The 18,839-nt window shown below is 71.1% G+C and carries 13 protein-coding genes; 4 read left to right on the top strand and 9 right to left on the bottom strand.

Translation table 11 applies throughout. The features are described 5' to 3' along the window. Positions 1 to 41: 41 nt before the first annotated feature. Together dnaJ and hrcA are read right to left on the bottom strand one after the other, a co-directional pair. Positions 42 to 1,178: a molecular chaperone DnaJ gene (gene dnaJ / locus AC0665_RS07215; protein WP_363118749.1), complete on the bottom strand. Its 1,137-nt coding sequence runs from the start codon at positions 1,176 to 1,178 to the stop codon at positions 42 to 44. After that, entirely contained in the window at positions 1,178 to 2,194 is a 1,017-nt protein-coding gene (gene hrcA, locus AC0665_RS07210) for a heat-inducible transcriptional repressor HrcA (RefSeq protein WP_031111606.1), read from the bottom strand. The genes dnaJ and hrcA overlap by 1 nt, the downstream gene beginning before the upstream one ends. A gap of 171 nt (positions 2,195 to 2,365) precedes the next feature. Between hrcA and AC0665_RS07205 the strand changes: the two genes are divergently transcribed. Together AC0665_RS07205 and AC0665_RS07200 are read left to right on the top strand one after the other, a co-directional pair. Continuing rightward, positions 2,366 to 3,097 carry an MBL fold metallo-hydrolase gene (locus tag AC0665_RS07205; protein WP_478602343.1) on the top strand — a complete coding sequence of 244 codons (732 nt, stop codon included), beginning with the start codon at positions 2,366 to 2,368 and terminating at the stop codon, positions 3,095 to 3,097. Positions 3,098 to 3,128: 31 nt separating this feature from the next. Continuing rightward, the gene (locus tag AC0665_RS07200) at positions 3,129 to 3,932 is read left to right on the top strand and encodes a DUF3097 domain-containing protein (RefSeq protein ID WP_366052944.1); all 804 of its coding nucleotides are present in this window, start codon (positions 3,129 to 3,131) and stop codon (positions 3,930 to 3,932) included. Between the two features lie 142 nt (positions 3,933 to 4,074). On the opposite strand, the gene hemW is transcribed toward AC0665_RS07200, so the two are convergent. After that, on the bottom strand, positions 4,075 to 5,307 hold the full coding sequence (hemW, locus tag AC0665_RS07195) for a radical SAM family heme chaperone HemW (protein ID WP_478704586.1): 1,233 nt from the start codon (positions 5,305 to 5,307) through the stop codon (positions 4,075 to 4,077). A 27-nt stretch (positions 5,308 to 5,334) separates the two neighbouring features. Continuing rightward, positions 5,335 to 7,638 carry a SpoIIE family protein phosphatase gene (locus tag AC0665_RS07190; protein WP_478704585.1) on the bottom strand — a complete coding sequence of 768 codons (2,304 nt, stop codon included), beginning with the start codon at positions 7,636 to 7,638 and terminating at the stop codon, positions 5,335 to 5,337. Positions 7,639 to 7,830: 192 nt separating this feature from the next. Here AC0665_RS07190 and AC0665_RS07185 point away from each other — a divergent pair, with 192 nt between their 5' ends. Further along, positions 7,831 to 11,856 carry a HAMP domain-containing protein gene (locus AC0665_RS07185; protein ID WP_478602335.1) on the top strand — a complete coding sequence of 1,342 codons (4,026 nt, stop codon included), beginning with the start codon at positions 7,831 to 7,833 and terminating at the stop codon, positions 11,854 to 11,856. Positions 11,857 to 12,028: 172 nt separating this feature from the next. On the opposite strand, the gene AC0665_RS07180 is transcribed toward AC0665_RS07185, so the two are convergent. Together AC0665_RS07180 and lepA are read right to left on the bottom strand one after the other, a co-directional pair. Further along, positions 12,029 to 13,903, bottom strand: coding sequence for an AMP-dependent synthetase/ligase (locus tag AC0665_RS07180; protein WP_478602333.1), 1,875 nt, complete (start codon positions 13,901 to 13,903; stop codon positions 12,029 to 12,031). Positions 13,904 to 14,167: 264 nt separating this feature from the next. Beyond that, positions 14,168 to 16,036 carry a translation elongation factor 4 gene (gene lepA / locus AC0665_RS07175; protein WP_363118757.1) on the bottom strand — a complete coding sequence of 623 codons (1,869 nt, stop codon included), beginning with the start codon at positions 16,034 to 16,036 and terminating at the stop codon, positions 14,168 to 14,170. A 240-nt stretch (positions 16,037 to 16,276) separates the two neighbouring features. On the opposite strand from lepA, the gene rpsT reads away from it, so the two are divergent. Then, positions 16,277 to 16,543, top strand: a complete 267-nt coding sequence (gene rpsT / locus AC0665_RS07170) for a 30S ribosomal protein S20 (protein ID WP_468408975.1) — start codon at positions 16,277 to 16,279, stop codon at positions 16,541 to 16,543. Between the two features lie 175 nt (positions 16,544 to 16,718). On the opposite strand, the gene AC0665_RS07165 is transcribed toward rpsT, so the two are convergent. The 3 genes from AC0665_RS07165 to AC0665_RS07155 form a co-directional block, all read right to left on the bottom strand. Further along, positions 16,719 to 17,114, bottom strand: coding sequence for a nuclear transport factor 2 family protein (locus tag AC0665_RS07165; protein ID WP_468408976.1), 396 nt, complete (start codon positions 17,112 to 17,114; stop codon positions 16,719 to 16,721). A 317-nt stretch (positions 17,115 to 17,431) separates the two neighbouring features. Further along, a complete protein-coding gene (gene holA / locus AC0665_RS07160; RefSeq protein ID WP_468408978.1) occupies positions 17,432 to 18,421 on the bottom strand; it encodes a DNA polymerase III subunit delta in 990 nt (329 codons plus the stop codon). A 94-nt stretch (positions 18,422 to 18,515) separates the two neighbouring features. Next, the gene (locus tag AC0665_RS07155) at positions 18,516 to 18,761 is read right to left on the bottom strand and encodes a hypothetical protein (protein ID WP_468408980.1); all 246 of its coding nucleotides are present in this window, start codon (positions 18,759 to 18,761) and stop codon (positions 18,516 to 18,518) included. Positions 18,762 to 18,839: the final 78 nt, after the last annotated feature.

The raw sequence follows: 18,839 nt of genomic DNA, 5'->3' as shown, positions 1-18,839 counted from the left end.
TCCGGCCTGCCGACTGGCATAGACCAGAAGCACGCCCGGTCTCAGCGCCCGTTGAAGGCGTCCTTCAAGCGCGAGAACAGCCCTTGCTGACCGGGCTGGAACTGCCCCGTGGGCCGTTCCTCGCCGCGGAGTTTGGAGAGCTCGCGCAGCAGGCGTTCCTGCTCGGGGTCGAGCTTGGTCGGGGTCTGGACCTCGACGTGGACGATGAGGTCGCCGCGTCCGCCGCCGCGCAGGTGTGTGACGCCCCGGCCGTGCAGCGGGATCGACTGGCCGGACTGGGTGCCCGGGCGGATGTCGACCTCCTCCATGCCGTCGAGCGTCTCCAGCGGCACCTTGGTGCCGAGGGCCGCCGCCGTCATGGGGAGCGTGACCGTGCAGTGCAGGTCGTCGCCGCGGCGCTGGAACTGCGCGTGGGGCAGTTCGTGGATCTCGACGTAGAGGTCACCGGCCGGACCGCCGCCGGGGCCGACCTCGCCCTCGCCGGCGAGCTGGATGCGCGTGCCGTTGTCCACACCGGCCGGGATCTTGACCGTGAGCGTGCGGCGGGACCGGACGCGGCCGTCGCCCGCGCACTCGGGGCACGGGGTGGGCACGACCGTGCCGAAGCCCTGGCACTGCGGGCAGGGGCGCGAGGTCATGACCTGGCCCAGGAAGGACCGGGTGACCTGCGAGACCTCACCGCGGCCGCGGCACATGTCACACGTCTGGGCGGAGGTGCCCGGGGCCGCGCCCTCGCCGTTGCAGGTGTTGCAGACGACGGCCGTGTCGACCTGGATGTCCTTGGTCGTACCGAAGGCGGCATCGTCGAGCTCGATCTCGATGCGGATCATGGCGTCCTGGCCGCGGCGGGTGCGCGAGCGCGGTCCGCGCTGCGACGCCGTGCCGAAGAAGGCGTCCATGATGTCCGAGAAGTTCCCGAAGCCGCCGGCTCCGAAGCCGCCCGCGCCAGCGCCGCCGGACTGCGAGAGCGGATCGCCGCCGAGGTCGTAGACCTGCTTCTTCTGCGGGTCCGACAGCACCTCGTAAGCGGCGTTGATCTCCTTGAACCGCTCCTGGGTCTTCGGATCGGGGTTGACGTCCGGGTGCAGCTCGCGAGCGAGCCGCCGGAAGGCCTTCTTGATCTCTTCCTGCGACGCGTCGCGGCGCACGCCGAGTACGGCGTAGTAGTCCGTGGCCACTACGACTCCGCCAGGATCTGTCCGACGTACCGTGCCACTGCGCGTACCGCTCCCATCGTTCCCGGGTAGTCCATGCGGGTCGGTCCGACCACGCCGAGCTTGGCGACTGCCTCGCCGCCCGAACCGTAGCCGACCGACACGACGGACGTGGAGTTGAGTCCTTCGTGGGCGTTCTCGTGACCGATCCGTACGGTCACGCCCGGATCCTTCGCCTCGCCGAGCAGCTTGAGGAGCACGACCTGCTCCTCCAGCGCCTCCAGCACGGGCCGGATCGTGAGGGGGAAGTCATGACCGAAGCGGGTCAGATTGGCGGTGCCGCCGATCATCAGCCGCTCCTCGTTCTCCTCGACGAGCGTCTCCAGGAGTGTGGAGAGCACCGTGGAGACCGTACCCCGGTCCTCGTGCTCGAACGCCTCCGGGAGATCCTCCACCAGACTCGGCACATCCGCGAAACGGCGGTTCGCCACGCGGCTGTTGAGGCGCGCGCGCAGATCCGCGAGCGAGGCCTCGCCGAAGGGCGCCGGGCAGTCCACCACCCGCTGCTCGACCCGCCCGGTGTCCGTGATCAGCACGAGCATCACCCGCGCGGGCGCCAGGGAGAGCAACTCCACGTGCCGCACGGTCGAGCGGGTCAGCGACGGGTACTGCACGACGGCGACCTGGCGTGTGAGCTGCGCGAGCAGCCGTACCGTGCGCGCCACGACGTCGTCGAGGTCGACGGCGCCTTCCAGGAAGTTCTGGATCGCGCGCCGCTCGGGCGCGGTCATCGGCTTGACGCCGGCGAGCTTGTCGACGAACAGCCGGTAGCCCTTGTCGGTGGGGATGCGCCCGGCGCTGGTGTGCGGCTGGGCGATGTACCCCTCGTCCTCCAGGGCCGCCATGTCGTTGCGCACGGTCGCCGGGGAGACGCCGAGGTTGTGCCGCTCGGTGAGGGCCTTGGAGCCGACCGGCTCCTCGGTGCCGACGTAGTCCTGGACGATGGCGCGCAGCACCTGGAGCCTGCGTTCACTGAGCATCGCGCACACCTCCAGAAGTCTTCGCCTGCTTGCCCGGCCGGTCCGGCCTGGCACTCTGCGCGTGCGAGTGCCAGCATTCCCCGGCCCAGTGTACGGCGGTGGGGTACTCCCCCGGCAAGGCTGGTCGTGCGGTGCCGTGCCCCGGACGGGGCGCACCGCTAGCGTCGCCGCATGACGGTGACTTGGGAAGACCTCGGATGGGAGCGCGTGGCCGCCGGAGTGGGGCGGTGCCGGCTGCCGGTGTGGGACTGCACGGCGGGCCTGGTCGCCGGGGAGGGCGCGGCCCTTCTGATCGACGCGGGGTCGAGTCTCGCGGAGGGCGCGAAGCTGCGTGCCCAGGCGCGATCGCTCACGGGGCGGCATGTGACACATCTCGCGCTGACCCATCCGCACTTCGATCATGTCTTCGGGGCGGCGGCGTTCCCGGACGCGGAGGTGTTCGGGGCGGTGGGTGTGGACGCGGTGCTGACGCGGGTGCGGGACCGGGAGGAGCTGCTCGCGGACGCGGTCCGCAACGGGCTGGCGGCGCCCACGGCCGAGGAGGCGGCGCGGCGGCTGGTCCCGCCCGGCCATCCGGTCTCCGGCGAGCGGACGCTCGACCTGGGCGGCGGCCGGCAGGTGCTGCTGGCGAACGTCGGGCCGGGGCACACCGCGCACGACCTGACGGTGCTGGTGCCCGGTGATCCGGAGGTGGTGTTCTGCGGCGATCTGGTCGAGGAGTCCGGCGAACCCCAGGCGGGTCCCGACGCGGTGCCGTCGCACTGGCCTGCCGCCCTCGACCGGCTGCTCGACCTGGGCGGCGAGGACGCGGTGTACGTGCCCGGTCACGGAGCGGTGGTGGACGCGGCGTTCGTGCGGGCCCAACGGGACGCGCTGGCGGCGCGTTTCGGCGTGTCGCGGTGATCGCCGTCCGCCTTCTCCTATCGTCATTCGAATGCGCCAGTACTCCGCCGACCTGACCCCGCCGTGGAAGAAGCCGAAGCCGGTCCCCGAGGTCGCCGCGGAGCCGGGCCTGGTGGTGGAGGAGCCGGGGACGGGCTTCTGCGGGGCGGTGATCCGCTGCGAGGCGGGCACGGTGACGCTGGAGGACCGCTTCGGCAAGCACCGGGTGTTCCCGATGGAGCCGGGCGGCTTCCTGCTGGAGGGCCGGGTGGTGACCCTGGTCCGCCCCGCGCCGGGCGGTCCCGCGCGTCCCACCCGCACGGCCTCCGGTTCGGTCGCCGTCCCCGGCGCCCGCGCCCGCGTGGCCCGCGCCGGCCGCATCTACGTCGAGGGCCGCCACGACGCCGAGCTGGTCGAGAAGGTGTGGGGCGACGACCTGCGCATCGAGGGCGTGGTGGTGGAGTACCTGGAGGGCGTCGACGACCTGCCGTCGATCGTCGAGAGCTTCGCTCCCGGCCCGGACGCCCGCCTCGGCGTCCTGGTGGACCACCTGGTCCCGGGCTCGAAGGAGTGGCGCATCGCCCAGGCCGTCACCAGCGACCACGCCCTGGTCGTGGGCCACCCGTACATCGACATCTGGGAGGCGGTGAAGCCGTCGTCCCTGGGCATCGGGTCCTGGCCCCGTGTCCCGCGCGGCCAGGACTGGAAGACGGGCGTGTGCAGGGCGCTGGGCTGGCCGGAGAACACGGGCGCGGCCTGGCAGCGGATCCTGTCGGGCGTCCACTCGTACAAGGACCTGGAGCCGGAGCTGCTGGGCCGGGTGGAGGAACTGATCGACTTCGTCACGGCGCCGTAGCTGCTCTCGGCTGCGGACACGGCGCCACAGCCACACCCAGCTGCGGGCGTGCGTGCCGCTGAGGGCGGCACGGGTGGGCGCAGCGGCACCCCGCTACGCCGGGCTGGGCACCCACCCGGCCTCAGCCCCCACCCCGAGCACCTCAGTCCACGAGGTCTCGTACAACCCCGTCCGCCAGCAACCGCCCCCGCAGTGTGAGCACGGCCCGCCCTTCGTCGTACGGGCCCTTCTCCAGAAGCCCGTCCGACAGCGCACTGCTCGAGGCAGCCAACCCCTTCTCCCGCAGCAGCGACAACGGCACCCCCTCCCGAAGCCGCAGCTCCAGCAGGATCCGCTCGACCCGCCGGTCCTCCTCCGACAGCACCTCACGCCCGGCCCCCGGCGACCGCCCCGCCGCCAGCGCAGCCGCGTACGCCCCCGGGTGCTTCACGTTCCACCACCGCACGCCGCCCACATGGCTGTGCGCCCCGGGTCCGGCCCCCCACCAGTCGGCCCCCCGCCAGTACAGCTCGTTGTGCAGGCACCGCCCGGCGGGCGAGGTCGCCCAGTTCGACACCTCGTACCACTCGAAGCCCGCCCCCGAGAGCACCTCGTCCGCGATCAGGTACCGGTCGGCGTGCACGTCGTCGTCGGTCATCGCCACCTCGCCGCGCCGGATCCGGCGGGCCAGCTGCGTGCCCTCCTCGACGATCAGCGCGTAGGCACTGACGTGATCCGGCCCGGCCCCCAGCACCGCGTCCAGCGAGGCCCGCCAGTCGTCGTCGGACTCACCGGGCGTGCCGTAGATCAGGTCGAGGTTGACGTGCTCGAACCCGGCCGCGCGGGCCTCCGCCACACACGCCTCGGGCCGCCCCGGCGTGTGCGTGCGGTCCAGCACCTTCAGCACGTGCTGCCGCGCGCTCTGCATCCCGAAGGAGATCCGGTTGAAGCCCCCTTCGCGCAGCGCCGTCAGGTACGCGGGATCGACGGACTCCGGGTTCGCCTCGGTCGTGACCTCCGCGTCGTCCGCGAGCCCGAACTCGTCCCGGACGGCCTTCAGCATCCGGACGAGATCACCGGCGTCCAGCAGCGTGGGGGTGCCCCCGCCCACGAACACCGTGCGCACCGGCCGCGGATCGTCCCCCAGCACCTTGCGCGCCAGCCGGATCTCGTCGGCCAGCGTCTCGGCGTAGTTGTCGCGGGAGGCCAGCACGCCGCCGGTGCCGCGCAGCTCGGTCGCCGTGTAGGTGTTGAAGTCGCAGTAGCCGCAGCGGGTCGCGCAGTACGGGACGTGCAGGTAGAACCCGAGCGGGCGGTCGGCGGCCCCGGCGAGCGCGGAGGCGGGCAGCGCGCCGTCGTCGGGGACGGGCTCGCCGTCGGGGAGTGCGGAAGGCATGCCCTCCATTGTCCAGCACCCGCGCGGTCAGTCCGCCTGGAGCACCAGCAGCGCGAGATCGTCCGCCGGGGGCCGCGCCCCGAACTCGTGCACCAGCCGCTTGATCCGCTCGGCTATCAGCTCCGCGTCCAGCCCGGCGCACCCGGCCAGGGCCGCCGCGAGCCCGTCGCCGTCGTCGAACTGGCGGGAGCCCGAGCGGCGCTCGGTGACTCCGTCGGTGACGCACAGCAGGGTGTCGCCGGAGCGCAGCTCGAAGGTGTCGCTGGTGTAGGTGGCGTCCTCGACGACGCCGAGGAGGGTCTGCGGCTGCGCGCACGTGTGGACCTCGCCGCCCGCCCCGAGCAGCAGGGGCAGCGGGTGCCCGGCGGAGGCGACGGTGCAGCGGACACCGCCGTCGAAGGGCACCAGCTCGCCGTAGAGCAGGGACAGGAAGCGTGTCTGGGGGCCGTCGCCGGGCGGGGTCGGCCGGGCTCCCGCGGCCACCAGCGCCCGGGCCGCCGCGTCGGCCGCCTCCGTGGCGTCGTCCAGCAGCAGCTGGTTGAGGCGGTCGAGGACGTCGGCGACCCGGTAGCCCTCGCGGGCCAGCAGCCGCAGCCAGGGCCGGGCCAGGCCGATCACGACGGCCGCCTCGGGCCCCTTGCCCTGGACGTCGCCGACGGCGAAGCACCAGCGGCCGTCGCCGGCCGGGAACAGGTCGTAGAAGTCGCCGCTGGGCCCGCCCTTGTCGTACGGCTCGTAGACCAGGGCGCTGCGCATCCCGGGGATCTCGGCCACGGCGCCGGGCAGCAGGCCGCGCTGGAGCACGGCGCTGATGGTGGCCTGGCGGGCGTACTGGCGGGCGGCGCCGATGGCGAGGGCCACCCGGCGGCCGAGGTCCTCGACGAGGCCGGTGATCTCGTCGGGGAAGCCGGCCGCGCCGGACCGGCCGATGACGAGGGTGCCCAGCGGGCGGCCGCCGGCGACCAGCCGGTAGGCGAGGGCCGCGCCGGGCTCGCCGGGTTCGTCAGCGAGCGCCTCCCCGGGCCACGGGTAGGCAGCGGGCCCGGAACCGCCCTGTTCCCGGCCGCGTTCGAACGGGCCCGCCCCGACCGGGTCGAACGGCTGCGGCGGGTGCTTCTCCAGGGCGCGGCGCAGTTCCTCGATGCGGTTCTCGCTGCCGTGCCAGACCCGGGCGAGCCGCGCTCCGCCCGCGCCCGCTGGGCCGCCCCAGCCGCCGCCGGTGGCCTCGTCCTCCAGCCATACGGCGCACCAGTCGGCCAGCCGGGGCACGATCAGCTGTCCGGCGAGGGCCGCGACCAGGTCTTCGTCGAGCTGCCCGGCGAGCAGGTCGGAGGCCTCGGCGAGGAAGGAGAGGGCGCCGCGGCCGAGCCAGGCGCCGTCGGGTCCGTCGCGCCCGTGCCGGTTCTCGTGCCGGTCCCGCCAGTCCCGTAGGTCGTTCCAGTCGCGCAGGTCGCGGGACTCGCGCGGGTCGGGCCACTCGCGGGCCTCGCCGCCTTCCCGCGATTCCCACGTCTCCCCTCCCTCACCGGAGTCCCAGAGGTCTCCCCCGCCACACCAGGCGCGGACGGTGTCCCCCGCCTCGTCGCCCGGGCGGGGTTCGGGCGCGAGGATCTCCGCCATCCGCAGGCCCCGCGCCAGCGCGTGCTCCCCGGCGTACGCCTCGATCTGCTCTCCCGCGGCGCAGCCTCCGGCGGGCAGCCGGGCCCACACGGTCTTGCGTCCCGTGCGGTAGGTGATGCCCCACGCCTCGCAGAGCGCGCCGACCAGTCGCAGGCCGCGCCCGTACTCCGGGGGGTCGTGCGGCGTCTCCGGTTCGCTGCCGCGCGGGGCGCGTGAGGGGTGGTGGTCGGAGACCTCGACGACGACCGCGGCCGTGTCCGGGGTGTCGCCCTCCAGCCGGCACTCCGTCTCGACGTCGGTGCCGGCGTGCACGACGGCGTTGGTGACCAGTTCGCTCACGACGAGCGTGGCGTCGTCGGCGAGGCGGCCGGTGAGGAACGCGGCGCCGGGCAGGCCGAGGCCGGCCCACTCGGCGAGCGCCGCGCGCACCAGGGCGCGGGCGGCGCCCGGCGCGAGAGAGCTGCCGGGCAGGGTCGCGTGCGCCCGCGCACGCTCCTGCGCGTGCGCTCCCTGAGCCGTTTCGGACGCCGCGTGAGCAGGCGCGCACGGATCGGGGGCGAACGCCCCGGCGGACGGTGTGAGCACCTCCGCGGGCGGCGCCGGCTCCTCGGAAGCGGGCCCCTCCTGGACCGGCACGGGTGTCACTCCGGCGTGCGCAGGCGCTTCTGAGGCACGGGAGGCGGTCTCCCGTTGCGTCGGAATGGCCCCCATGGACAGCTCCCCGGGCAGTTCGTACGAATACGCCACAGTCGATGCCGACAGAGTGACAGACTGACCGCGCCCATAAGCGCCGAGTTACCGAAGTGGGCCGCCATGAGTGAGAACAGTGCTACTCCTGTGGTCGAAGACCGGTACGGAGACGGTCAGATTCGTGCATCCGATCTGCGTCCCCTGCTCGCCGCCATGACAGCGGCACGCGACGGCGATTTCACCAAGGTGCCGGAATCCGGCCACGGGCTGGTGGCCGAACTCACCGCCGTCCACAACCAGATCATGGACCGCAGCGTCCACTTCACCTCCGAGGTGCGGCGCGTCAGACGGGAGCTGGTGCGGCACGGCCGGCTCGACGAGCGGCTCTCGGCCAGCCCGGGCCAGGGCCTGTGGACCTCCCGGGTCGACGACGTGAACCAGCTGCTCGACGCCCTGGTCGCCCCGGCGGCGAACGCCACGCGGGTGCTGGACGCGGTGGCCGGCGGAGATCTCACCCAGCGGGTGGACCTGCACGACGGCACCCGCCAGTTGCGCGGCGACCTGCGGCGTCTGGGCCTGGCCGTCAACAAGATGGTGGACCAGCTCTCCCTGTTCACGGGTGAGGTGACGCGGGTCGCGCGTGAGGTGGGCACCGAGGGCCGGCTCGGCGGCCGGGCCAAGGTGCAGGGTCTGTCGGGCAGTTGGCGGGACGTGACGGAGGCCGTCAACACGATGGCGTCCCGGCTGACGGCCCAGGTCCGGGACATCGCGGCGGTGACGACGGCGGTGGCCCGCGGCGACCTGACCCGCACGGTCACGGTGGAGGCGACCGGCGAGCTGCTGGAGCTGAAGCTGACCGTCAACACCATGGTCGACCAGCTGTCCGCCTTCGCCGACGAGGTCACCCGCGTCGCCCGCGAGGTCGGCACCGAGGGCCGGTTGGGCGGCCGGGCCCAGGTCCGGGGCGTCTCCGGGGTCTGGAAGGACCTCACCGACAACGTCAACTTCATGGCGTCGAACCTGACCTCCCAGGTCCGCAACATCGCCCAGGTCACCACGGCCGTGGCCAACGGCGACCTGTCGCAGAAGATCACGGTCGACGCGCAGGGCGAGATCCTGGAGCTGAAGTCGACCATCAACACGATGGTGGACCAGCTGTCCGCCTTCGCCGACGAGGTGACCAGGGTCGCCCGCGAGGTCGGCACCGAGGGCAACCTCGGCGGCCGGGCCCAGGTCCGGGGCGTCTCGGGGGTCTGGAAGGACCTCACCGACAACGTCAACTTCATGGCCGACAACCTCACCTCCCAGGTGCGCAACATCGCCCTGGTCTCCACCGCCGTCGCCCAGGGCGACCTCGGCAAGAAGATCACGGTGGAGGCCAAGGGCGAGATCCTGGAGCTGAAGTCCACGATCAACACGATGGTGGACCAGTTGTCCGCCTTCGCCGACGAGGTGACCAGGGTCGCCCGCGAGGTCGGCACCGAGGGCAACCTCGGCGGCCAGGCCCAGGTGCGCGGCGTCTCCGGCGTCTGGAAGGACCTCACCGACAACGTCAACTTCATGGCGCTGAACCTGACCTCCCAGGTCCGCAACATCGCCCAGGTCACCACGGCCGTGGCCAACGGCGACCTGTCGAAGAAGATCACGGTCGACGCGCGCGGCGAGATCCTCGAACTCAAGGACACCGTCAACACGATGGTGGAGCAGCTGCGGGCCTTCGCCGACGAGGTCACACGCGTGGCCCGCGAGGTCGGCACCGACGGCCGGCTCGGCGGCCGGGCCCAGGTGCTGGGTGTCTCCGGCGTCTGGCGGGACCTGACGGACAACGTCAATTACATGGCCGACAACCTCACCTCCCAGGTGCGCAACATCGCCCAGGTCGCGACGGCCGTGGCGCAGGGCGACCTGTCCCGGAAGATCGACGTGGACGCGCGCGGCGAGATCCTGGAGCTGAAGACCACCATCAACACCATGGTCGACACGCTGTCCTCGTTCTCCTCGGAGGTCACGCGCGTGGCCCGCGAGGTGGGCAGCGAGGGCCGGCTCGGCGGCCAGGCCCGGGTCGAGGGCGTCTACGGCACCTGGAAGCGCCTGACGACGAACGTCAACGAACTCGCCTCCAACCTCACCACCCAGGTCCGCGCGATCGCGGAGGTCGCCTCCGCCGTGGCCCAGGGCGACATGTCCCGCTCGATCACGGTCGAGACGCAGGGCGAGGTCGCCGAACTGAAGGACAACATCAACCTGATGGTGGCCAACCTGCGCGAGACCACCCGCGCGAAGGACTGGCTGGAGTCCAATCTGGCCCGGCTCGCCGCGCTGATGCAGGGCCACCGGGACCTGATGGAGGTCGCCGACCTGATACTCCGCGAGCTGACGCCGCTGGTGAACGCCCAGTACGGCGCCTTCTACCTGGCCGACCCCGAGGAGGACGGAGCGACGGTCCCCACCAAGGGCCTGGCGTTCATCGCCGGTTACGGCGCCGCCCAGGACGCGACCGTCGAGACCGGCGGCCTGCCCGTGCACGGCCTGGTCGCACAGGCGGCCCGGGAGAAGAAGCGGATCCTGGTGGAGGGCGCACCGCCCGACTACATAAAGATCAACAGCGGGCTGGGCGAAGCGGCCCCGACCACGATCGTCATCATCCCCATCCTCTTCGAGGACAAGCTCCTCGGCGTCATCGAACTCGCCTCCTTCTCCCGCTTCTCCGATGTGCACCTGGCGTTCTTCGACCAGTTCGTCAACACCATCGGCGTCGCCATCAACACGATCATCGCCAACTCCCGCACGGAGTCCCTGCTCGGCGAGTCCCAGCGCCTGGCCATGCAGCTTCAGGAACGCTCGGACGAACTCCAGAAGCAGCAGGGCGAGTTGCAGCGCTCCAACGCCGAACTGGAGGAGAAGGCCGCCCTGCTGGCCACGTCCTCCCAGTACAAGTCGGAGTTCCTGGCGAACATGTCGCACGAGCTGCGCACGCCGCTGAACTCCCTGCTGATCCTCGCCCGGCTGCTCTCCGACAACCCCGACGGCCGTCTGTCCGACCAGGAGGTGCAGTTCGCGACGACGATCCACCGCTCGGGCTCGGACCTCCTCCAGCTGATCAACGACATCCTGGACCTGTCGAAGATCGAGGCCGGCCGGATGGACGTGCGGCCCAAGCGGCTGCCCCTGATCAAACTGCTCGACTACGTCCACGCCACCTTCCGCCCGCTCACCCTGGACCGGGGTCTCGCCTTCGAGGTGGCGGTCGGTGAGGACGTACCGCGCGAGATGTACTCGGACGAGCAGCGGCTCCAGCAGATCCTGCGCAACCTGCTGTCCAACGCGATCAAGTTCACCGCGAACGGCAAGGTGGAGCTGCGGGTGGACCGGGTGCAGGACACCGAGCACCGATGGGGGTCCACCCGTACGAGCGAATCCGAGAGCGAGGGAGTCCGGGACAGCGACGACGTCATCGCATTCACCGTCTCCGACACCGGCATCGGGATCGCGCCGGAGAAACTCCCGGTGATCTTCGAGGCGTTCCAGCAGGCCGACGGCACCACCAACCGCAAGTACGGCGGGACCGGCCTCGGCCTGTCCATCAGCCGGGAGATCGCGGGCCTGCTCGGCGGCCGGATCGTCGCCGAGAGCGAACCCGGCAGGGGCTCCACCTTCACCCTCTACGTCCCCGTCGTCAGCCCCGGCCACCCGGCGCCCGTGCCGCTCCCGGAGGACCACGCCGGCCTGCCCCTGCCGCTCCGGCCGGCCGCCGCGCCCTTCCCGGTGGCGCAGGACCCGGACGACGGGTGGCCCGCGCCCACCAGGCTGGAGGCGTGGACGACCGGCAGGCCGGGGCGGGTCCTGGCCGGGCGGCGGGTGCTGATCGTGGACGACGACATCCGCAACGTCTTCGCCCTCACCCATGTCCTGGGCCGGGTCGGCATGACCGTGCTGTACGCGGAGAACGGCCGCGAGGGCATCGAAACGCTGGAGCGCAGCCCGGACGTCGCCCTGGTCCTGATGGACATCATGATGCCGGAGATGGACGGCTACGAGACCATCTCCGCGATCCGCCGCACCCCGCGCTGGGCGGAGCTGCCGATCGTGGCGCTGACCGCCAAGGCGATGCCCGGTGACCGGGAGAAGTCCATCGCCCGCGGCGCCGACGAGTACGTGCCCAAGCCGGTGGACATCGACGGCCTGCTGACGGTCGTGTGCGCGCTGCTGGACCCCGAGGGCACGGACGAAGAGGCATGAGCGGCGCCGCCGACCACCTGGCCAAGCCCTTCGACCCGTGGGTCCTCAGGGCCAAGCTCAGCGTCTTCCTCCAGGACCTCGGACGCCGTGCGGGGGAACGTGGTCAGGGGCGCGGGGAACTGCGCGAACGACCCCGACGAACCCGAGGTCGCCACACAGCCCCCGCAACCCCCTACGCCTCGCGGGAGCCCGCGTACATCTCCTCGATCAGGTGCTTGTACTCCCGCTCCACCACCGGCCGCTTCAGCTTCAGGCTCGGCGTGATCTCACCGTGCTCGATGTCGAGGTCACGCGGCAGCAGACGGAACTTCTTGATGGTCTGCCAGCGCTGAAGCCCCTCGTTGAGCTGCTTCACATAGCCGTCGACCATCTCGACGGTCTGCGGCGCGGCGACGATCTCCGCGTACGACTTCCCTTCGAGACCGTTCTCCTTGGCCCACTCGGTGATCGCGGGCTCGTCCAACGCGATGAGCGCCGTGCAGAAGTTCCGGTCGGCCCCGTGCACGAGGATGTTGGAGACGTACGGGCACACCGCCTTGAACTGCCCCTCGACCTCCGCCGGGGCGATGTACTTGCCGCCCGAGGTCTTGATGAGGTCCTTCTTGCGGTCGGTGATCCGCAGGTACCCGTCGGGCGACAGCTCCCCGATGTCCCCCGTGTGGAACCAGCCGTCCGGCTCCAGCACCTCGGCGGTCTTCTCGGGCAGCTTGTGGTAGCCCTCCATGATGCCCGGGCCGCGCAGCAGGATCTCCCCGTCGTCGGCGATCCGCACCTCCGTGCCGGGCAGGGGCTTGCCGACCGTGCCGGTGCGGTAGGCCTCGCCCGGGTTCACGAAGGACGCCGCCGAGGACTCCGTCAGGCCGTAACCCTCCAGGATGTGGATGCCGGCTCCCGCGAAGAAGTAGCCGATCTCCGGCGACAGCGCCGCGGAACCCGAGACGCACGCCCGCAGGTTGCCGCCGAAGGCCTCACGGATCTTGGCGAAGACCAGCGCGTCGGCCACCTTGTGCTTCGTGCCCAGCCCGAACGGCACGGACGCCGTCCCGGTGCGCCGGAAGTTGTCCTGCGAGACCTTGGCGTACTCGCGGGCGACCTCGGCGGCCCACTGGAAGATCTTGTACTTGGCTCCGCCGCCCGCCCGGGCCTTGGCCGCCACGCCGTTGTAGACCTTCTCGAAGATGCGGGGCACGGCCGCCATGTACGTCGGCTGCACCACCGGCAGATTCTCGATGATCTTGTCGACCCGGCCGTCCACGGCGGTGACGTGCCCGACCTCGATCTGCCCGGAGGTCAGCACCTTGCCGAAGACGTGCGCCAGGGGCAGCCACAGGTACTGCACGTCCTCGCCGCTGACCAGGCCGGTCGCGGCGATGGCCTTCGCCATGTACGACCAGTTGTCGTGCGGCAGGCGCACGCCCTTGGGGCGGCCGGTGGTGCCGGAGGTGTAGATGAGGGTGGCCAGCTGGTCCTTGGTAATGGCGCCGACCCGCTCCTTGATCAGGTCGGGGTCCTTCTCCAGCCGGGCCGCGCCGCGCTTCTCCAGCTCGTCCAGGGTGAGGATCCAGTCGGCGGTCTCGACACCGGCCGCGTCGACGACCACGACATGTGTCAGCTCGGGCAGCTCGGCGCGCTTCTCCTTCGCCTTCGCCAGCTGCTCGGCGTTCTCCGCGATCAGCACCCGGCTCTCGGAGTCCGACAGGATGTACGCGGACTCGTCGGCGTTGGTCTGCGGATACACCGTGGTGGTGGCCGCTCCGGCGCACATGATGCCGAGGTCGGCGAGGATCCACTCGATCCGGGTGCTGGAAGCGAGCGCCACGCGCTGCTCGGGCTGCACGCCCAGCTCGATGAGCCCCGCCGCGATGGCGTAGACCCGCTCGGCTGCCTGCGCCCAGCTCAGCGACTTCCACTCGTCCGGCCCCTGGCCCGCCGGCGACGGGACCGGATACCGATAGGCCTCGGCGTCCGGCGTGGCCGTCACGCGCTCCAGGAAGAGGCCCGCCACGGACGGCGGACGGTTCTCGATCAGGGTCTGTGTGTCGCTCACGACATCCTCCGGGGCCCGCGACGGTGCGGCTGGCTCAGGTGCGGCTGGTTTTCACTCACGAGGTGCAGTCACGAGCCGTTGTTTAACTCGCGAGTAACTATGGAGCAGGGATCAGAGTAGAGGGCGACCGGCCGCCGCGTAAGGGGCCGCGGCCTGTCACTTCGTACAGAGAGCTACCCCGGAAACGCGCAGGGGCCCGCCGCACTTTCGCGCGGCGAGCCCCTGTTCAACCCGGATTGCGGTGTAACCCTCGGTAAACCGTGATTACTTCTTGCCCTTGCCCGACCCCGCGCTGTCATCACTCGACAGGACGGCGATGAAGGCCTCCTGCGGAACCTCTACGGAACCCACCATCTTCATCCGCTTCTTGCCCTCCTTCTGCTTCTCCAGCAGCTTCCGCTTACGGGAGATGTCACCGCCGTAGCACTTGGCGAGGACGTCCTTGCGGATGGCGCGGATGGTCTCGCGGGCGATGACCCGGGAGCCGATGGCCGCCTGGATGGGCACCTCGAAGGCCTGCCGCGGGATGAGCTCGCGCAGCTTGGCGACGAGCCGCACACCGTAGGCGTACGCGGCGTCCTTGTGCGTGATCGCCGAGAAGGCGTCGACCTTGTCGCCGTGCAGCAGGATGTCGACCTTGACCAGGCTGGAGGTCTGCTCGCCGGTGGGCTCGTAGTCCAGCGAGGCGTAGCCGCGGGTCTTGGACTTCAGCTGGTCGAAGAAGTCGAAGACGATCTCGGCGAGCGGCAGGGTGTAGCGGATCTCGACCCGGTCCTCGGACAGGTAGTCCATGCCGAGCAGGGTGCCGCGCCGGGTCTGGCACAGCTCCATGATCGAGCCGATGAACTCGCTGGGCGCGAGGATGGTGGCCCGCACGACCGGCTCGTAGACCTCCGAGATCTTGCCCTCGGGGAACTCGCTGGGGTTGGTGACGGTGTGCTCGGTGCCGTCCTCCATGAGGACGCGGTAGACCACGTTCGGCGCGGTGGCGATGAGGTCGAGGCCGAACTCGCGCTCCAGCCGCTCGCGGATCACGTCCAGGTGCAGCAGGCCGAGGAAGCCGACGCGGAAGCCGAAGCCGAGGGCGGCGGAGGTCTCCGGCTCGTAGACCAGCGCGGCGTCGTTGAGCTGGAGCTTGTCCAGGGCCTCGCGCAGCTCCGGGTAGTCCGAGCCGTCCAGCGGGTAGAGCCCGGAGAAGACCATGGGCTTGGGGTCCTTGTACCCCCCGAGCGCCTCCGTGGCCCCCTTGTGCTGGCTGGTGACGGTGTCACCGACCTTGGACTGGCGGACGTCCTTCACGCCGGTGATCAGATAGCCCACCTCACCGACGCCGAGACCGTCGGCCGCCAGCATCTCCGGCGAGTTGGTACCGATCTCCAGCAGCTCGTGCGTGGCGCCGGTGGACATCATCCGGATCCGCTCACGCTTGTTGAGCTGGCCGTCGATGACACGAACGTACGTCACGACACCGCGGTAGGAGTCGTAGACCGAGTCGAAGATCATCGCGCGGGCGGGAGCGTCCGCGACACCGACCGGCGGGGGGATCTCCGCGACGACCTTGTCGAGCAGCGCCTCGACGCCCAGACCGGTCTTGGCCGACACCTTGAGCACGTCCTCGGGGTCGCACCCGACCAGGTTGGCGAGCTCCTCGGAGAACTTCTCGGGCTGCGCGGCCGGCAGGTCGATCTTGTTCAGCACGGGGATGATCGTGAGGTCGTTCTCCATCGCCAGGTACAGGTTGGCGAGGGTCTGCGCCTCGATGCCCTGGGCGGCGTCGACCAGGAGGATGGTCCCCTCGCACGCGGCGAGCGACCGGGAGACCTCGTAGGTGAAGTCGACGTGCCCGGGAGTGTCGATCATGTTGAGGATGTGCGTGTCGTTCTTGTCGTGGGTGGGAGCCCACGGCAGACGCACCGCCTGTGACTTGATCGTGATGCCACGCTCGCGCTCGATGTCCATGCGGTCGAGGTACTGGGCGCGCATCTGCCGCTGCTCGACCACTCCGGTCAGCTGGAGCATCCGGTCGGCGAGCGTGGACTTGCCGTGGTCGATGTGCGCGATGATGCAGAAGTTGCGGATCAGAGCCGGGTCGGTACGGCTCGGCTCGGGCACGTGGCTGGGGGTCGCGGGCACGCAGGGTCCTGATTCTTGAGGCGTCCGCAGGGTCTGCGGTCTCGGGTCGGATCGATACGTAGCCTCCATGGTCCCACGGGTGGCGACCATGGACGGGTTTGGGCCGTGGAAGGGGCCGCTGGTAGCCTGGGTGGCTGTGCCTCATGCCCTCTCGCAGGAGGTACGACCTCAAGAAATCACCCGGTGCGGGAATCGTGCGCTCTGCGTGCGGCTCGTGCCAGAACCTGAGAAGGCTCCTTCGTGGCGAACATCAAGTCCCAGATCAAGCGGATCAAGACCAACGAGAAGGCTCGGCTGCGCAACAAGGCCGTCAAGTCCTCCCTCAAGACCGCGATCCGCAAGGCCCGTGAGGCTGCTGCCGCGGGTGACGCCGAGAAGGCCACCGAGTACCAGCGCCTCGCCGCGCGTCAGCTCGACAAGGCCGTCTCCAAGGGCGTCATCCACAAGAACCAGGCCGCCAACAAGAAGTCGGCGCTGGCTTCGAAGGTCGACGCGCTCAAGGGCTGACATCTGATGTGACGCCGGAGGGAATCGAGCGGGCCCTCTCTCATCCGCTCCCGTCCGGCACCCCTCGGATCCGCGCGCGGCCTGCGTTCGCCACGCGGGCGCGGATCCAGCATCTTGAACCGAAGGCCCCTTCTTCCGCTCTTCCCCAGAGCTGAAGAAGGGGCCTTCGGGCTGCTCAGGACCAGAACTCGTTGTTCTTGTCGATGTCCTCGACGCATTCGTCGAGGTCGGTGACCTTGTCGCCGACGATCCGGAAGACGATGCAGCCGGTGTCGTCGAGGCGCTTGCCGTTGCGCTCCGCGGTGAACCGGCTCATGCCGACCGCGTGACCGCGGCCGTCGACGCAGATGCCGATGAGGTCGGCGCGCATCGTCCCGCTGGTCTCCGCGGCGAGCCGTTCGTACATCTCGATGATCGAGTCCACCCCTTTGAAGTCACCCGACAACGGGTGATTGCCGGGTACGTGATGGGTGGCGTCCGCCGCCATCAGCTCCCGCAGGGTGTCCATGTCACCGCGTGAGAACGCCTCGAAGCCTTTGCGGACCAGCGCTGCGTGTGGGTGTTCAGCCATGTCCCTCGCCACCTCTCCGTCACTTGGGGACGTGCGGCTGATACACCCGATTGTCCTCTTCGGCAAGAAGAGGGCGACTCGATCACGGCACGGCGGAGACAGAGGTCCGGAGACAGGGGTCCGGACGGCGTCGCCGCAGCCTGGCTCCCCTCAGCGAACCCGCGCCCGCCCGGCCGCCGCAACCGGCCCCGGTCCGGTCGGCTCCGTGCCCGTCGGCTCCGTGCCGGTCGGCTCCGTGCCGGTCGGCTCCGTGCCCGTCGGCTCCGTGCCCATCGGCTCCGGAGCGCGCACGGACCGCTGCCACCGGCCCCCGGCCGTCAGCTGCGGCCTCTGGAGCGGGCTGCCCGGGCGATGGTGACCACTGCCTTCTCCAGGGCGTACTCGGGGTCGTCTCCGCCGCCCTTCACCCCCGCGTCCGCCTCGGCGACGGCCCGCAGCGCGATCGACACCCCGTCCGGAGTCCAGCCCCGCATCTGCTGCCGCACCCGGTCGATCTTCCAGGGCGGCATGCCCAGCTCCCGCGCGAGATCGGCCGGCCGGCCCCCCCGTGCGGACGACAGCTTGCCGATCGCCCGGACGCCCTGCGCCAGCGCGCTCGTGATCAGCACCGGCGCCACCCCCGTCGCCAGCGACCAGCGCAACGCCTCCAGGGCCTCCGCGGCCCGTCCCTCGACCGCCCGGTCGGCGACCGTGAAGCTCGACGCCTCGGCCCGCCCGGTGTAGTACCGGCCGACGACCGCCTCGTCGATCGTCCCCTCGACGTCGGCGACCAGCTGCGACACCGCCGAGGCCAGCTCCCGCAGATCACTGCCGATCGCGTCGACGAGCGCCTGGCACGCCTCCGGTGTGGCGGACCTGCCCGTCACCCTGAACTCGCCCCGTACGAACGCCAGCCGGTCCGCCGGCTTCGTCATCTTCGGGCAGGCCACCTCACGCGCGCCCGCCTTGCGCGCCGCGTCGAGCAGCCCCTTGCCCTTGGCGCCACCGGCATGCAGCAGCACCAGGGTGATCTCCTCGGCGGGCGAGCCGAGATAGGCCTTCACGTCCTTGATCGTGTCGGCCGACAGATCCTGCGCGTTGCGTACGACCACGACCTTGCGCTCGGCGAAGAGCGACGGGCTCGTCAGCTCGGCCAGCGTGCCGGGCTGCAACTGGTCCGGGCTGAGGTCCCGCACGTCCGTGTCGGCGTCGGCGGCCTTCGCGGCGGCCACCACCTCCTGCACAGCGCGGTCGAGGAGCAGGTCCTCCTGGCCCACGGCAAGCGTCACCGGGGCGAGGGGGTCGTCATTCGCAGTCTTCCTGGCCATCGCGACAAGCATCCCACGCGCCACTGACAGCAGGACCCGGCGGAGAGCGGGGCCGGTGGTCTACGGCCCCTCCCCGACCATGGGGCCGGAGCCCCTACGGTTCCTCTCGCCAGCCCTCCCACTCGCCGGCCAGCCGGTCGAGGTCCCCGGCGTCCAGCCGCGCGTCCTCGTCGCGCAGGACGACCAGCCACTGCGCGTCCTCGGCGTCGTCCTCACCCGCCAGCGCGTCCCGCACCACCTGGGGTTCCTCGGTGACCCGGAACCGTTCCTTCAGCGCGTCCACCACCTCTTCCGCGGCATCACGGTCGGGCAGCACCAGCACATGTCGCACATCACTCACGCCGGACATTGTCCGACACCACGGCGGCCCGGCAGCCGACCGGGCCCCGCCCTCCACGCGTTGGCCGCCCCGCCAGGC

This window comes from Streptomyces sp. NPDC043685 (assembly GCF_056436585.1).
This window is presented reverse-complemented; position numbering and strand designations above follow the sequence as displayed.

What these genes read in the sequence shown, in the direction of transcription:
- AC0665_RS07200 (WP_366052944.1), top strand. Translation starts at nt 3,129, where the DNA reads ATGCGCCAGTACTCCGCCGACCTGACCCCGCCGTGGAAGAAGCCGAAG.
- hemW (WP_478704586.1), bottom strand. Translation starts at nt 5,307, where the DNA reads ATGCCTTCCGCACTCCCCGACGGCGAGCCCGTCCCCGACGACGGCGCG.
- hrcA (WP_031111606.1), bottom strand. Translation starts at nt 2,194, where the DNA reads ATGCTCAGTGAACGCAGGCTCCAGGTGCTGCGCGCCATCGTCCAGGAC.
- AC0665_RS07165 (WP_468408976.1), bottom strand. Translation starts at nt 17,114, where the DNA reads ATGGCTGAACACCCACACGCAGCGCTGGTCCGCAAAGGCTTCGAGGCG.
- AC0665_RS07185 (WP_478602335.1), top strand. Translation starts at nt 7,831, where the DNA reads ATGACAGCGGCACGCGACGGCGATTTCACCAAGGTGCCGGAATCCGGC.
- AC0665_RS07205 (WP_478602343.1), top strand. Translation starts at nt 2,366, where the DNA reads ATGACGGTGACTTGGGAAGACCTCGGATGGGAGCGCGTGGCCGCCGGA.
- holA (WP_468408978.1), bottom strand. Translation starts at nt 18,421, where the DNA reads ATGGCCAGGAAGACTGCGAATGACGACCCCCTCGCCCCGGTGACGCTT.
- AC0665_RS07190 (WP_478704585.1), bottom strand. Translation starts at nt 7,638, where the DNA reads ATGGGGGCCATTCCGACGCAACGGGAGACCGCCTCCCGTGCCTCAGAA.